The organism is Gibbsiella greigii (assembly GCF_039540155.1).
In the GTDB taxonomy this organism is placed as follows: domain Bacteria; phylum Pseudomonadota; class Gammaproteobacteria; order Enterobacterales; family Enterobacteriaceae; genus Gibbsiella; species Gibbsiella quercinecans.
Genome location: NZ_BAABEM010000052.1, coordinates 16,640 through 29,878 on the forward strand (window position 1 = coordinate 16,640; position 13,239 = coordinate 29,878).

At 56.7% G+C, this 13,239-nt stretch carries 10 protein-coding genes and 6 tRNA genes; 11 read left to right on the plus strand and 5 right to left on the minus strand.

The genetic code is table 11. The annotated features are described in order from the left end of the window. The first annotated feature begins 15 nt into the window (after nucleotides 1-15). From nagC to AC559G_RS23775, 9 genes are all read left to right on the plus strand, one after another. Nucleotides 16-1,236, plus strand: a complete 1,221-nt coding sequence (nagC, locus tag AC559G_RS23735) for a DNA-binding transcriptional regulator NagC (RefSeq protein WP_438597454.1) — start codon at nucleotides 16-18, stop codon at nucleotides 1,234-1,236. Nucleotides 1,237-1,302: 66 nt separating this feature from the next. Continuing rightward, on the plus strand, nucleotides 1,303-2,055 hold the full coding sequence (locus AC559G_RS23740) for an HAD-IIA family hydrolase (protein WP_095845459.1): 753 nt from the start codon (nucleotides 1,303-1,305) through the stop codon (nucleotides 2,053-2,055). Between the two features lie 442 nt (nucleotides 2,056-2,497). Continuing rightward, the gene (gene asnB / locus AC559G_RS23745; RefSeq protein WP_498915113.1) at nucleotides 2,498-4,162 is read left to right on the plus strand and encodes an asparagine synthetase B; all 1,665 of its coding nucleotides are present in this window, start codon (nucleotides 2,498-2,500) and stop codon (nucleotides 4,160-4,162) included. Nucleotides 4,163-4,379: 217 nt separating this feature from the next. Then, nucleotides 4,380-4,456, plus strand: a tRNA-Met gene (locus AC559G_RS23750). Between the two features lie 7 nt (nucleotides 4,457-4,463). Continuing rightward, nucleotides 4,464-4,548 (plus strand) — tRNA-Leu (locus tag AC559G_RS23755). A 35-nt stretch (nucleotides 4,549-4,583) separates the two neighbouring features. Beyond that, nucleotides 4,584-4,658: transfer RNA gene (locus tag AC559G_RS23760), tRNA-Gln, on the plus strand. Nucleotides 4,659-4,703: 45 nt separating this feature from the next. Further along, a tRNA-Gln gene (locus tag AC559G_RS23765) sits at nucleotides 4,704-4,778 on the plus strand. Between the two features lie 40 nt (nucleotides 4,779-4,818). Further along, a tRNA-Met gene (locus AC559G_RS23770) sits at nucleotides 4,819-4,895 on the plus strand. Between the two features lie 5 nt (nucleotides 4,896-4,900). Next, nucleotides 4,901-4,975: transfer RNA gene (locus AC559G_RS23775), tRNA-Gln, on the plus strand. A gap of 138 nt (nucleotides 4,976-5,113) precedes the next feature. Here the strand turns inward: AC559G_RS23775 and araH are convergent. From araH to ubiF, 4 genes are all read right to left on the minus strand, one after another. Then, nucleotides 5,114-6,097, minus strand: a complete 984-nt coding sequence (araH, locus tag AC559G_RS23780; protein WP_462615433.1) for an L-arabinose ABC transporter permease AraH — start codon at nucleotides 6,095-6,097, stop codon at nucleotides 5,114-5,116. Between the two features lie 19 nt (nucleotides 6,098-6,116). Further along, nucleotides 6,117-7,640 carry an L-arabinose ABC transporter ATP-binding protein AraG gene (gene araG / locus AC559G_RS23785; protein WP_498915115.1) on the minus strand — a complete coding sequence of 508 codons (1,524 nt, stop codon included), beginning with the start codon at nucleotides 7,638-7,640 and terminating at the stop codon, nucleotides 6,117-6,119. Nucleotides 7,641-7,760: 120 nt separating this feature from the next. Beyond that, on the minus strand, nucleotides 7,761-8,744 hold the full coding sequence (locus AC559G_RS23790) for an arabinose ABC transporter substrate-binding protein (protein WP_438597456.1): 984 nt from the start codon (nucleotides 8,742-8,744) through the stop codon (nucleotides 7,761-7,763). Nucleotides 8,745-9,254: 510 nt separating this feature from the next. After that, a complete protein-coding gene (ubiF, locus tag AC559G_RS23795) occupies nucleotides 9,255-10,436 on the minus strand; it encodes a 2-octaprenyl-3-methyl-6-methoxy-1,4-benzoquinol hydroxylase (RefSeq protein ID WP_498915116.1) in 1,182 nt (393 codons plus the stop codon). Between the two features lie 169 nt (nucleotides 10,437-10,605). Here ubiF and miaB point away from each other — a divergent pair, with 169 nt between their 5' ends. Both miaB and AC559G_RS23805 read left to right on the plus strand, forming a co-directional pair. After that, the gene (gene miaB / locus AC559G_RS23800; protein ID WP_462615431.1) at nucleotides 10,606-12,030 is read left to right on the plus strand and encodes a tRNA (N6-isopentenyl adenosine(37)-C2)-methylthiotransferase MiaB; all 1,425 of its coding nucleotides are present in this window, start codon (nucleotides 10,606-10,608) and stop codon (nucleotides 12,028-12,030) included. A 117-nt stretch (nucleotides 12,031-12,147) separates the two neighbouring features. Further along, nucleotides 12,148-12,483: a zinc ribbon domain-containing protein YjdM gene (locus AC559G_RS23805; protein ID WP_095845469.1), complete on the plus strand. Its 336-nt coding sequence runs from the start codon at nucleotides 12,148-12,150 to the stop codon at nucleotides 12,481-12,483. A 60-nt stretch (nucleotides 12,484-12,543) separates the two neighbouring features. Here the strand turns inward: AC559G_RS23805 and araD are convergent, their stop codons facing one another. Beyond that, nucleotides 12,544-13,239 (minus strand): L-ribulose-5-phosphate 4-epimerase, encoded by a 696-nt coding sequence (gene araD / locus AC559G_RS23810; protein WP_095845470.1) that lies wholly within the window; start codon nucleotides 13,237-13,239, stop codon nucleotides 12,544-12,546.

The window sequence follows — 13,239 nt, forward strand, 5'->3', positions numbered from 1 at the left end:
CGAGTAACATTATTGATGAGCACCGGTGGCCAGGCACAAATAGGTAATATTGATTTAGTTAAACAGCTCAACGGCGCCGCCGTTTACCGCCTGATCGACCAGCAAGGCCCGATCTCGCGTATTCAAATTGCCGAACTGAGCCAGCTTGCCCCCGCCAGCGTCACTAAAATTACTCGCCAGTTGCTGGAGCGCGGGCTGATCAAAGAAGTTGATCAGCAAGCCTCTACCGGCGGGCGCCGCGCGATCTCTATCGTAACGGAAACCCGCTATTTCCATACCATTGCCGTGCGGCTTGGCCGCTACGACGCCACGATTACCCTGTACGACATGAGCGGCAAATCGCTGGGCGAAGAGCACTATGCGCTGCCCGAGCGCACGCAAGAGACGCTGGAACACGCGCTGTTTGCCGCCATCGCTCAATTTATTGAAAGCTACCAGCGCAAGCTGCGCGAACTGATCGCCATTGCCGTTATTTTGCCCGGCCTGGTTGATCCGGTGCAGGGCGTGGTGCGCTATATGCCGCATATCAGTGTGAATAACTGGGCGCTGGTGGATAACCTGCAGCAGCGTTTTAACGTCACCAGCTTTGTCGGCCACGATATCCGCAGCCTGGCGCTGGCAGAGCACTACTTTGGCGCCACGCGCGACTGCGAAGATTCCATTCTGGTGCGGCTGCACCGCGGCACCGGCGCCGGGATTATCGTCAATGGGCAGATCTTCCTCGGCACCAACGGCAACGTCGGCGAGATCGGCCATATCCAGATCGATCCCCTCGGCGAGCGCTGCCACTGCGGCAACTTCGGCTGCCTGGAAACCGTGGCCGCCAATGCCGCCATCGAACACCGGGTGCGCAACCTGCTGACACAGGGTTACCCGAGCAAACTGACGCTGGACGACTGCAACATCAGCGCTATCTGCAAGGCCGCCAACCGCAGCGATCTGCTGGCCAGTGAAGTGATCGAACACGTCGGCCGCGATCTGGGCAAAGCCGTGGCGATCGCCATTAACCTGTTCAACCCACAGAAAGTGGTGATCGCCGGCGAAATTACCGAAGCCGAGAAAGTATTGTTGCCGGCTATTCAAAGCTGCGTAAATACTCAGGTGCTGAAAGAGTTCCGCAAAAATCTGCCGATAGTCACCTCCGAACTCAACCATCAATCCGCCATTGGCGCTTTTGCGCTGGTTAAGCGGGCCATGCTCAACGGCGTGCTATTACAGCGGCTGCTGGAAAGCTGATCCTTCACGCGGCAAGGCATGTTATTTTCACGCCTTGCCCTGCTGCTATTATGAGAACCGCAAACAATGACCATAAAAAACGTTATCTGTGACATCGACGGCGTACTGATGCATGACAATACGGCCATCCCGGGCGCCGATCTGTTTTTAGCGCGTATTCAGGAACAGGGTATGCCGCTGGTTATTCTGACCAACTATCCTTCCCAGACCGCGCAAGATTTGGCAAACCGCTTTGCCGCTGCCGGGCTGGAGGTGCCGGAAAGCGCGTTTTATACCTCCGCCATGGCTACCGCCGATTTCCTGCGCCGCCAGGAAGGTAAAAAAGCCTATGTGGTGGGGGAAGGCGCGCTGATCCACGAGCTGTACAAGGCCGGCTTTACCATTACCGACATCAACCCGGATTTTGTCATCGTTGGGGAAACCCGTTCCTATAACTGGGATATGATGCACAAGGCGGCCTATTTCGTGAATAACGGCGCCCGCTTTATCGCCACCAATCCGGATACCCACGGCCATGGTTTTGTTCCCGCCTGCGGCGCGCTGTGCGCCCCGATTGAAAAAATCACCGGCCGCGTGCCATTCTACGTCGGCAAACCCAGCCCGTGGATTATCCGTGCCGCGCTCAATAAGATGCAGGCCCATTCGGAAGACACGGTGATCGTCGGCGACAACCTGCGCACCGATATTCTGGCGGGCTTCCAGGCCGGGCTGGAAACCGTGCTGGTGTTGTCTGGGGTTTCTACCCTCAACGATGTGGAAACCATGCCGTTTCGCCCCAGCTACATATTCCCATCCGTTAGCGATATCACTATTTTCTGATTACCCGGCGGCCGCGCCGCCAGGCAAATCCGCCAGGGCGGCCATACGCCGCCTTAGCCTCCCCTCCGTTCCCAAAAGCTGCCTTTATGCCGCCCAGACGGCGCAAAATACCATTTCAACAAACGCCCGATTCGCTTTGTATAAAAAAGACGCATCCGGATGAAAATTGAATATTCGCTAACTTTAGGCGTTTAAAAATGAAGATCCGTTAATTTTATTCCCCCCGCCAACAACTATTTTTCCGGCCGGCGTTAAAACGCTTGCATCTACCGGCCCTTTTGACGCATTTTCATAAACACAACGCAGCCATACCGCCAGATACCCTGGCATAGCCTGAATAATTCCAATCACAAGCCAACGCTTGTACAGCTTGAAATATGACAGGTGTAAAACGGCAATGCTGCTATAAATAACACCACGAAAAGTCGTTAGGAGAGTTTGTATGTGTTCTATCTTTGGCGCGCTTGATCTGAAATCCGATCCCACAGAACTGCGCAAAACAGCGCTGGAAATGTCGCGCCTGATGCGCCACCGCGGCCCAGACTGGTCTGGCGTATATGCCAGCGATAAAGCCATTCTTGCGCATGAACGCCTGTCCATCGTTGACGTTAACAACGGTGCGCAACCTTTATACAACGCCGCTCACACCCACGTGCTGGCGGTTAACGGTGAAATCTACAACCACCAGGCGCTGCGCCAGCAACTGAGCGAACGCTATGCATTCCAAACCGGCTCCGACTGCGAAGTGATCCTCGCGCTGTATCAGGAAAAAGGCCCGGAATTCCTTGACGAACTGCAGGGCATGTTCGCTTTCGCCCTGTACGACAGTGAAAAAGACGCTTACCTGATCGGCCGTGACCACCTGGGTATCATCCCGCTGTACATGGGTTACGACGAAAACGGCACCCTGTATGTCGCTTCCGAAATGAAAGCGCTGGTGCCAATCTGCCGCACAATCAAAGAATTCCCGGCGGGCAGCTACCTGTGGAGCCAGGACGGTGAAATTCGCTCCTACTATCAGCGCGACTGGTTCGATTACGAAAACGTCAAAGACAACGTCACCGACGCCAACGAACTGCGTGATGCGCTGGAAGAGTCCGTGAAAAGCCACCTGATGTCCGACGTGCCGTACGGCGTGTTGCTGTCGGGTGGGCTGGATTCATCGGTCATTTCCGCGATCACCAAAAAATATGCCGCGCGCCGCGTTGAAGATGCAGAGCGTAGCGAAGCCTGGTGGCCGCAGTTGCACTCCTTCGCCGTTGGGCTGGAAGGCTCACCGGATCTGCGCGCCGCGCAGGAAGTGGCCAACCATCTGGGCACCGTGCACCATGAAATTCACTTCACCGTGCAGGAAGGGCTGGACGCTATCCGCGATGTGATTTACCACATCGAAACCTACGACGTCACGACCATCCGCGCCTCAACGCCGATGTACCTGATGTCGCGTAAAATCAAGGCGATGGGCATCAAAATGGTGCTGTCTGGCGAAGGTTCGGACGAAGTGTTTGGCGGTTATCTGTATTTCCACAAGGCGCCAAACGCCAAAGAACTGCATGAAGAAACCGTGCGTAAACTGCAGGCGCTGCATATGTTCGACTGCGCCCGTGCCAACAAGGCCATGTCAGCCTGGGGCGTGGAAGCGCGCGTACCGTTCCTGGATAAAAAATTCCTCGACGTTGCGATGCGCATCAACCCGCAGGACAAAATGTGCGGCAACGGCAAAATGGAAAAACACATCCTGCGCGAATGCTTTGAGTCTTATCTGCCTTCCAACGTGGTTTGGCGCCAGAAAGAACAGTTCTCCGACGGCGTTGGCTACAGCTGGATTGACACGCTGAAAGAAGTGGCTGCGAAGCAAATCACCGATCAACAGCTTGAAAACGCACATTTCCGTTTCCCGTACAACACGCCGACCTCAAAAGAAGGCTACCTGTACCGCGAAATTTTTGAAGAGCTGTTCCCGCTGCCAAGCGCGGCAGAATGCGTGCCTGGCGGCCCATCAGTGGCTTGTTCTTCCGCCAAGGCAATTGAATGGGATGAGTCCTTTAAGAAAATGGACGATCCATCCGGCCGTGCGGTTGGCGTGCACCAGTCTGCCTACCAATAAGCAGGCTGGCGTTACCCACAAGGCGAACCTCCAGGTTCGCCTTTTTATTGCACTTTTGCCCGGCAAACACCCTAACTGCTGTTTTTATCACCATACTGTTCACAAGCCAGACAAACGGCAGCGGCGGTGGCTTTTTCGGGAAAAAACTTGTTGACGCAAATCGGTCATATACGCATAATGCGCCCCGCAACGCTGATGAAGGCAGCGCGAAAAAGATGGCTACGTAGCTCAGTTGGTTAGAGCACATCACTCATAATGATGGGGTCACAGGTTCGAATCCCGTCGTAGCCACCATCTTTTTGCGGGAGTGGCGAAATTGGTAGACGCACCAGATTTAGGTTCTGGCGCCGCAAGGTGTGCGAGTTCAAGTCTCGCCTCCCGCACCACTCTCTTCATCACTGGTTGTTGCATATTCTGCTGATGGGGTATCGCCAAGCGGTAAGGCACCGGTTTTTGATACCGGCATTCCCTGGTTCGAATCCAGGTACCCCAGCCATCTTTTCATGGAAAGGGGGTTCAGCAGGAAGGTTTGCTAAGCTGATGGGGTATCGCCAAGCGGTAAGGCACCGGTTTTTGATACCGGCATTCCCTGGTTCGAATCCAGGTACCCCAGCCATCATAAACAGCTTGCAAATCAAAGTAGTACGAAGTATTATGGCTACGTAGCTCAGCTGGTTAGAGCACATCACTCATAATGATGGGGTCACAGGTTCAAATCCCGTCGTAGCCACCATCTTTTGGGGTATCGCCAAGCGGTAAGGCACCGGATTCTGATTCCGGCATTCCGAGGTTCGAATCCTCGTACCCCAGCCAAATTTAGCTGATATATCAGCGAGTAACGGAGCGATAACCGAAAGGTTACGCTCCGTTTTCTTATGGGCGCCAGAAAACTCTGGCCGGGCGGCCAGAGCACTGCGCTGCGCGCGGAATTAGCTGTTGAATTCCGCCTTGTCAGATCGTTTTCTTCGCCAGCTGTTTGTAGCGGTCAAAAATCACCGCCGCCAGTAGAATCACCCCGCGCACCACGTACTGCGCGAACGGGGAAATATTCAGCAAGTTCATGGCATTTTCCACCGTGCCCAAAATCAGCACCCCGGCGACGACATACGAAATTTTGCCAATCCCACCTTTCAGCGAAACCCCGCCCAGCACACAGGCGGAAATCACGATCAGCTCATAGCCCAGCGAGGTCATCGGCTGGCCGCTGGTCATACGCGAAGCCAGAATGATGCCGGCCGCGGCCGAGACCAGGCCAGACAAGGCGAAAATAATGATACGGGTACGAACGACCGGCACGCCAGCCAACCGGGCCGCTTCCTCGTTGCCGCCGATAGCCAGCGTATTGCGCCCGAAGGTGGTTTTATTCAGTAGCAGGCCGAACAGAATCAGGCAGGCGACGGTGATCCAAATCGGCGCCGGCAATCCCAGCCAGTTAGCGTAGCCCAGCGCAAAAAAACGCTCATCTTCGATCCCCACCGCCTTACCATCGGAAATGATATAGGCCAGGCCACGGGCGATTTGCATCGTGGCCAGGGTGGTGATCAGAGCATTGATTTTCAGACGGGCGATCACGAAGCCGTTAATCAGCCCGAACCCCATCCCCAGCAGCAGCCCGGCGCCGACGCCGAGCCACAGGCTTTCGCTCATATTAATCACCACCGCCGTGGTGACGCCGGCGCAGGCGATAATGGAAGCCACCGACAGATCAAAATCGCCGGAGGCCAGGCAAAACAGCATGCCGCAGGCCACCATGCCCGACATGGAGATCGCCAGCCCCAGCCCTTTCATATTAATAAAGCTGGAAAAGTTCGGCACAAACAATACGCAGGCCAGGAACAGCACGGCAAACACCACCAGCATGCCGTAATTATCCCAGATACGGGAAACCCCTATATGCCGTTTTGGTTTTTCAGGCGTTGTGGTAACAGTGGACATGTTCAGTGCTCCTTCGCAATCAGGCTACCGCGGACGCAATATCCGGGGTACGTAACATTGCCAGACTCAGCGCTTTCTGCTCAGTGGCCTCATCGTGCTGCAACTCGCCGGAAATCATGCCCTCGCGCATAACGATAATGCGGTCGGCCAGTCCGAGCACTTCGGGTAAATCGCTTGACGCAAACAGCACGGCAATGCCTTGCTTGGCCAACTGATAAATGACGTGATAGATTTCATGCCGTGCGCCGACGTCTATACCGCGCGTCGGTTCATCCAGCAAAATGACCTTCATCTCTTCCGATAACCAGCGCCCCAGGATCACCTTCTGCTGGTTTCCCCCCGACAGGTTCATGATGAGCTGGGCGGCCGACGGCGTTTTGATATTCAACGCCTGGATGCGTTTTTCCGCGTTTTCCGCTTCCCACGGGTTATTAATCACAAAGCCGGCCTTTAAGTTCCTGCGCCGCGCGCTGATATTGATGTTCTCGCGCACCGAGTGTACGGCGATAATGCCTTCGGCCTTACGATCTTCCGGGCACAGCATCACCCCCTGGCGGATCGCATCGGCGGGCGAGCGGAGCGTCAACTTTTTGCCGTCCAGCAGCACCTCGCCGGCGGTAATGCGGGTCGCGCCGAACAGGCCTTTCATCAGTTCGCTGCGCCCCGCGCCCACCAGGCCAAACAGCCCAACGATTTCCCCGGCTTGCACGCTGAAGGAAATCGGCGCTTTCACGCCGGGCGCTTTCACCGCGTTTAGCGTCAGGCGCGCGGCGCCGAGCGGCCGCGGCTGGTAGCCGAAGATGTCGCCCAGTTGGCGGCCCACCATCGCCTGCACCAGTTTTTCATGATTAACCTGCTGCATATCGTCAAACGTCCGCACATAGCGCCCGTCCTTGAAGACGGTGATGGCGTCGCTCAGCGCGAAAATCTCCTCCATGCGGTGCGACACATACAAAATGACCCGCCCTTCGCTGCGCAGTTCGCGGATAACCCGAAACAGCTGTTCGATCTCCCGCGCCGACAGCGAACTGGTCGGTTCGTCAAACGCGATGATTTTGGCGTTGCGCGCCAGCGCCTTGGCGATTTCGACCATTTGCCACTGGCCGATAGACAGGTATTTCAGCGGGGTGTCCGGATCGATATCCAGCCCGAGATGCTCTAGTTGCAGTTTCGCTTCATAACGCAGCAGCGAATAATTCACCAGCCCGGCTTTATGCGGCAACTGGCCGAGGTAAATATTCTCGGCGACCGTCATTTCCGGCACCAAATGCAGCTCCTGATAAATAATGGCCACGCCGGCATTCAGGGCGTCGGTGGTATTGTTGAAACGCACCGCCTGCCCGTTAATGCGGATCTCCCCTTGGGTGGGTGTATAGTTGCCGCTCAGAATCTTCAATAGCGTGGATTTGCCGGCCCCGTTCTCACCCATCAGCGCATGGATCTGGCCGGCATGGCAGGCAAAGCTGATGTCATCCAGCGCCTTAACGCCCGGAAACACCTTGCCTATCCCGTGGAACGACAAATAAGGTGACTGTGCTGTCATCGCGATTTCCTCGTAACGTCATGCCCGCTGTGGCCGGGCGATCACACCATGGCGTATGGCGCGTCCTCCTGGCCGCGCCTGTAACAGCCGCGCTTTATCGGCGCGCGGCGCCTTCGGCACTTACATCAGCCCTTTTTTCTTCAGTTCGGTTTTAAAGTTCTCGCGCGTAATCAGCACCACATCGGTGACTTCGGTAAACTTCGGCGGCTCAACGCCGTTGGCGATCCAGTCGTGCAGCATCTGGATACTCTTGTAGCCATGAATATCCGGGCTGGGCAGCAGCGAGCCGTAGAAACCGGTCGCCTGCCCCTTCGACAGCTCGCTGACGGCGTCCACGCCGTTGATGCCGATGCCAATGACGTTTTCAGCCTTGAACCCCTGCCCTTCCGTCGCCCGAACCCCACCGAGCACCGTGTTGTCATTCATGCCGACAATCAGCCAGTTTTTCACGTTCGGGTGCTGCACCAGCATTGAGTTAGCCGCATCAAACGCGCCGGGGATATCGTTGGATTTCGTCGGCACCTGATAGATTTGTTTTTCCGGGAAGCCAGCCGCTTTCAGCGCATCCATTGAGCCGCTGGTGCGGCGGCGTGCGGTATCCAGTTCGTTAGCGGTAATCGCCATCACCGCCGTGTCTTCCACTTGCCAGCCGCGTTTCTGCATCTCCTTCCACAGCTCCTGGCCCTGGCGCTCGCCAATTTTTGTTGCCGCCATCATCACCAGCGGAACGGTTTCCATCGGCTGCCCTTTGGCGTTGACGAACTGATCGTCAACGGCGATCACTTTCAGATCATAACTGCGGGCCTTCGCCACAATGGCCGGCCCCAGTTTGGGATCCGGCGTACAAATCACAAAGCCTTTCGCGCCACTGGCCGCCAGGCTATCGATGGCGTTGAGCGTTTTCTCGCCATCCGGTACCGCAATTTTGATCACATCAAAACCGAGATCTTTCCCGGCCTGATCGGCAAACCGCCATTCCGTCTGGAACCACGGCTCTTCCGGCTGTTTAACTAAAAAACCCAGCTTCATGTTTGCCGCCATAGCCGAATGTGACATAACTGCGGCCAGGCCAAGCACGGCCATCGTCTTAATGAATTTATGCATGATGTTCTCCGGTCGTTTTTTCGTCACTTGCGCCGCCATTGGCTTAATGCGTGTAAACGTTATCAATAGGGTACTTCCGGTCTGGATGGCGTAAAAACACCGACTTAGTGCGGAGCGCTTCCCCAGAAAGAGACTGACGATTTACTTTTTAGCCGTTAATGCCCGGCAGAATATAGAGCGCTATCACATACGGGAAGAACAGCAGGATTGTTCATACATTCAGCGAATTTAGCCAGCTGTTAACATTTTGACTACCGTCACAAAACAGCGATAGGCAGCAGAAAAGTACATGCATCCGCCCTTTCGTTCCCTGCCCACCGGCGCAGGCCACGGAGAGGAAAGCTGTATGGATGAATCACCCGCTGGCGGGTTGGAAGGAAGGAAAGCGATAGACTGGCATGGCGGCAGCCCTGGGCACGGTTTACGGCTCTGCCATGCCTGGCTCTGGGTGGGCCGAAGTCACGCCAACGCACCGCCCGCGCTCACCGGCGGGCAGCGCATTGGCATTAATTACAAACCCAGGGCGTATTTGAGGGCCTGCTCTTTCAGCTTGCCGCCGCGCTCGGCGGCCATCAGCGCCAGATTGCGCAGCACGCCCAGTGGCGCCAAGTTGTTGCTGAACGCGGTGTAGAACAGATCCATGCCACTTTGCATCAGCAGGTTGTCGGTGCGGCGCCGGCGCTGGTAGCGGGCCAGAACCGAAACCGCCGCCCAATCTTCGCCATTTTCACGCGCGCGGCCCACCACATCCAGCAGCGCTTCTACGTCGCGATAGCCCAGGTTCACGCCCTGGCCGGCCAAAGGGTTGATGGTATGCGCCGCATCGCCAATCAGCGCCAGCCCCGGCAGAACATAACGCTGCGCATGGCGGCGCACCAGAGGGAAAGCCCCGGCGGCATGAGCGTTCACCGCGCCCAGCCGCGCAGGGAATGCCGCGCTGATTTCACGTTCAAGCTGCGCCATCGGCAGCGCCTGCAATTGGCGGATGCGTTGTGGGCTGTCGTACCACACCAGCGAAGCCCAGTCATCGAACAGCGGCAAAAACGCGCGCGGCCCGGAGGGGAAGAACCGTTGCCAGGTGACATCCTGCTGCTGCGCCCCGGTGCGTACCGTAATCAACATGCAATCCTGGCGGTATTGCCAACCGCTGGTACCGATCGCCGCCAGTTTTCGCACTTGCGAATGCGCGCCATCAGCGCCAATGACCAGGCGGGCCAGCAGCACTTCACCGCTGTCCAGCGCCACCCGCCACTGATCGCCGTCACGCTGCAGCGCGCTTAGCCTGACGGGGCAACATAGCGTGATGGCGTCGCAGCGCTCAATCTGTTTCCACAGCGCCAGCTGCAGTACCCGGTTCTCAACCATAAAACCCAGTTCAGGCAACCCGAGCGAAGCCGCATCAAACGCCACGCGCGCAGAATCCCACTCCCAGGTTTCCAGGCGCCGATACGGAGCAGAGCGCATCTGTTCCACCGCCGGCCATGCCCCCAGTTGCCTTAGCAACGCCACCGACGTGCAGCCAATGGCGGAAATGCGCAGATCCGGCGGGCTGGCAAGATCAAACGCCGCGGGCCGCTGGTGCTCCAACAGCGCAACCTGGAACCCGGCCTGCGCCAACCCCAGCGCCGCGGCCGCCCCGACCATTCCGCCGCCCACCACCACGGCGTCCATCCGTTTTTCTGTCATCTTCATTTTGGCTATGCTTATTGGAATCCTGGCCCCAGTGTACCGGATTTTTCATCCCGCATCAGGCTACAGGCCATGTTTCCCAGGCTGGTCACCAAGCCGGCAAATGTTTACAATAGGCGCCCAGCATGTCGCTTAACGCAACTTTCACTCCGCACTGAGTAATGGCAAGTTAATGACAAAGAAACTACATATCAAAACCTGGGGCTGCCAGATGAACGAATACGATTCATCAAAAATGGCCGATCTCCTGGGGAGTACGCACGGTTATCAGTGGACCGACAACCCTGAAGAAGCAGATGTGTTGCTGCTTAATACCTGCTCGATCCGTGAAAAAGCGCAGGAAAAGGTCTTCGGAATGTTAGGCCGTTGGAAGCAGTTAAAAGAGAACAAACCGGATCTGATTATCGGCGTTGGCGGCTGCGTGGCCTCACAGGAAGGCGAGCATATCCGCCAGCGTGCGCCGTGCGTTGACGTCATTTTTGGCCCGCAGACCTTGCACCGCCTGCCGGAAATGATTAATCACGTGCAGGGCACCCGCAGCCCGATCGTTGATATCAGCTTCCCGGAAATCGAGAAGTTTGATCGCCTGCCGGAGCCGCGCGCAGAAGGCCCCACCGCCTTTGTTTCCATTATGGAAGGCTGCAACAAATACTGTACTTTCTGCGTGGTGCCTTACACCCGTGGTGAAGAAGTCAGCCGCCCGATCGACGATATTCTGTTTGAAATCGCCCAATTGGCCGCTCAGGGCGTGCGTGAAGTCAACCTGCTGGGCCAGAACGTGAACGCCTATCGCGGCGCGACCTACGACGGCGGCATCTGCTCGTTTGCCGAGCTGCTGCGCCTGGTGGCGGCGATCGACGGTATCGATCGTATCCGCTTTACCACCAGCCATCCGATTGAATTCACCGATGACATCATCAAAGTGTATGAAGACACGCCGGAGCTGGTCAGCTTCCTGCACCTGCCGGTGCAAAGCGGTTCCGACCGTATCCTGACGATGATGAAACGCGCGCATACCGCGTTGGAATACAAATCGATCATCCGCAAGCTGCGTAAAGCGCGCCCCAATATCCAGTTCAGCTCTGACTTTATCATCGGCTTCCCGGGGGAAACCCAGGCCGATTTCGAGCAGACCATGAACCTGATTGCCGAGGTTAACTTCGACAACAGCTTCAGCTTTATTTATTCCCCGCGCCCCGGCACCCCGGCGGCGGACATGGTGGATGACGTCAGCGAAGAAGAGAAAAAGCAGCGCCTGTATATTCTGCAAGAGCGCATTCAGCAGCAGGCCATGCAGTTCAGCCGCCGCACGCTGGGCACCGTGCAACGCATTCTGGTGGAACGCCCTTCCCGCAAAAACGTGATGGAGCTTGCCGGGCGCACCGAATGCAACCGGGTAGTGAACTTCGAAGGCACGCCGGATATGATCGGCCAGTTCGTCGACGTTGAAATTACCGATGTCTACCCCAACTCGCTGCGCGGCGAGGTGGTGCGCACCGAGCAGCAGATGGAACTGCGCGTTCATGAATCCCCGCAAGCGGTAATTGCCCGCACGCGTAAAGAAAATGAGCTGGGTGTCGGCACCTATCAACCTTAACACCGCTTTACGTATCACAATAAACTGCGGTTTTTTGCGTTCTTAATTTTGTTTTCCTGCCGGGCAGCCATGCCCGGTAATTTTCTTTTTTTATTTGATTAATGAGGCAACATAACAATGCAACTCCCACACTGCCCTAAGTGCAACTCCGAATATACCTATCAGGACGGTGAACTGTATATCTGCCCTGAATGCGCCCATGAATGGAACGACCAGGCGGCGGAACAGGATGACGACGCGCTGATCGTCAAGGATGCCAACGGCAACCTGCTGGCCGACGGCGACGCGGTTACGGTGATCAAAGATCTGAAGGTCAAGGGCAGTTCTTCCATGCTGAAAATCGGCACCAAGGTAAAAAATATCCGTCTGGTGGAAGGCGATCACAACATCGACTGCAAAATCGACGGTTTTGGCCCGATGAAGCTGAAATCCGAATTTGTGAAAAAGAACTGATCCTTCCCCCCAATGCGGTAAGGCGGCCCGCCCTACCGCGTTTTCCCCAACGGTGACAAACTACTGGCCGTAATAGGCCCGCTCGCCGTGCTTGCGCAGATAGTGTTTATCCAGCAGGGTTTGCTGCATGCCCGGCAGATGGGGCGCCAGTTGGCGGCACATGATGCCCATATAGGCCACCTCCTCCAGGACAATCGCATTATGAACGGCATCTTGCGGATCGTTGCCCCAGGCGAACGGCCCGTGCGAATGCACCAGCACGCCCGGCATCTGCGCCGGCGTGATGCCGCGCTCGCGGAAGGTTTCCACAATCACCGCGCCGGTTTGCCACTCGTAGTCGGCGTTGATCTCCGCATCGGTCATTTTGCGCGTACAGGGAATGTCGCCGTAAAAGTAGTCGGCATGGGTCGTGCCGGTTGCCGGGATCGGCAGCCCTGCCTGCGCCCAAATGGTGGCATGGCGCGAATGCGTATGCACGATGCCGCCAATCTGCGGGAAACGCTGGTACAGCAATCGGTGGGTCGGCGTATCGGAAGAAGGCTTTTTGCTCCCTTCCAGCACCTCGCCAGTGGCCAGACTGACCACCACCATGTCGTCCGCCGTCATCAGGTCATAGTCGACGCCCGAAGGTTTGATAATCACCGCGCCGCGCTGGCGATCCACCGCGCTGACGTTGCCCCAGGTCAGGGTTACCAACCGGTGTGCCGGCAGCGCCAGATTCGCCGCCAGCACCTGCCGTTTTAATTCACTAAACAT

What these genes read in the sequence shown, in the direction of transcription:
- nagC (WP_438597454.1), top strand. Translation starts at nt 16, where the DNA reads ATGAGCACCGGTGGCCAGGCACAAATAGGTAATATTGATTTAGTTAAA.
- AC559G_RS23740 (WP_095845459.1), top strand. Translation starts at nt 1,303, where the DNA reads ATGACCATAAAAAACGTTATCTGTGACATCGACGGCGTACTGATGCAT.
- asnB (WP_498915113.1), top strand. Translation starts at nt 2,498, where the DNA reads ATGTGTTCTATCTTTGGCGCGCTTGATCTGAAATCCGATCCCACAGAA.
- araH (WP_462615433.1), bottom strand. Translation starts at nt 6,097, where the DNA reads ATGTCCACTGTTACCACAACGCCTGAAAAACCAAAACGGCATATAGGG.
- araG (WP_498915115.1), bottom strand. Translation starts at nt 7,640, where the DNA reads ATGACAGCACAGTCACCTTATTTGTCGTTCCACGGGATAGGCAAGGTG.
- AC559G_RS23790 (WP_438597456.1), bottom strand. Translation starts at nt 8,744, where the DNA reads ATGCATAAATTCATTAAGACGATGGCCGTGCTTGGCCTGGCCGCAGTT.
- ubiF (WP_498915116.1), bottom strand. Translation starts at nt 10,436, where the DNA reads ATGAAGATGACAGAAAAACGGATGGACGCCGTGGTGGTGGGCGGCGGA.
- miaB (WP_462615431.1), top strand. Translation starts at nt 10,606, where the DNA reads ATGACAAAGAAACTACATATCAAAACCTGGGGCTGCCAGATGAACGAA.
- AC559G_RS23805 (WP_095845469.1), top strand. Translation starts at nt 12,148, where the DNA reads ATGCAACTCCCACACTGCCCTAAGTGCAACTCCGAATATACCTATCAG.
- araD (WP_095845470.1), bottom strand. Translation starts at nt 13,239, where the DNA reads ATGTTTAGTGAATTAAAACGGCAGGTGCTGGCGGCGAATCTGGCGCTG.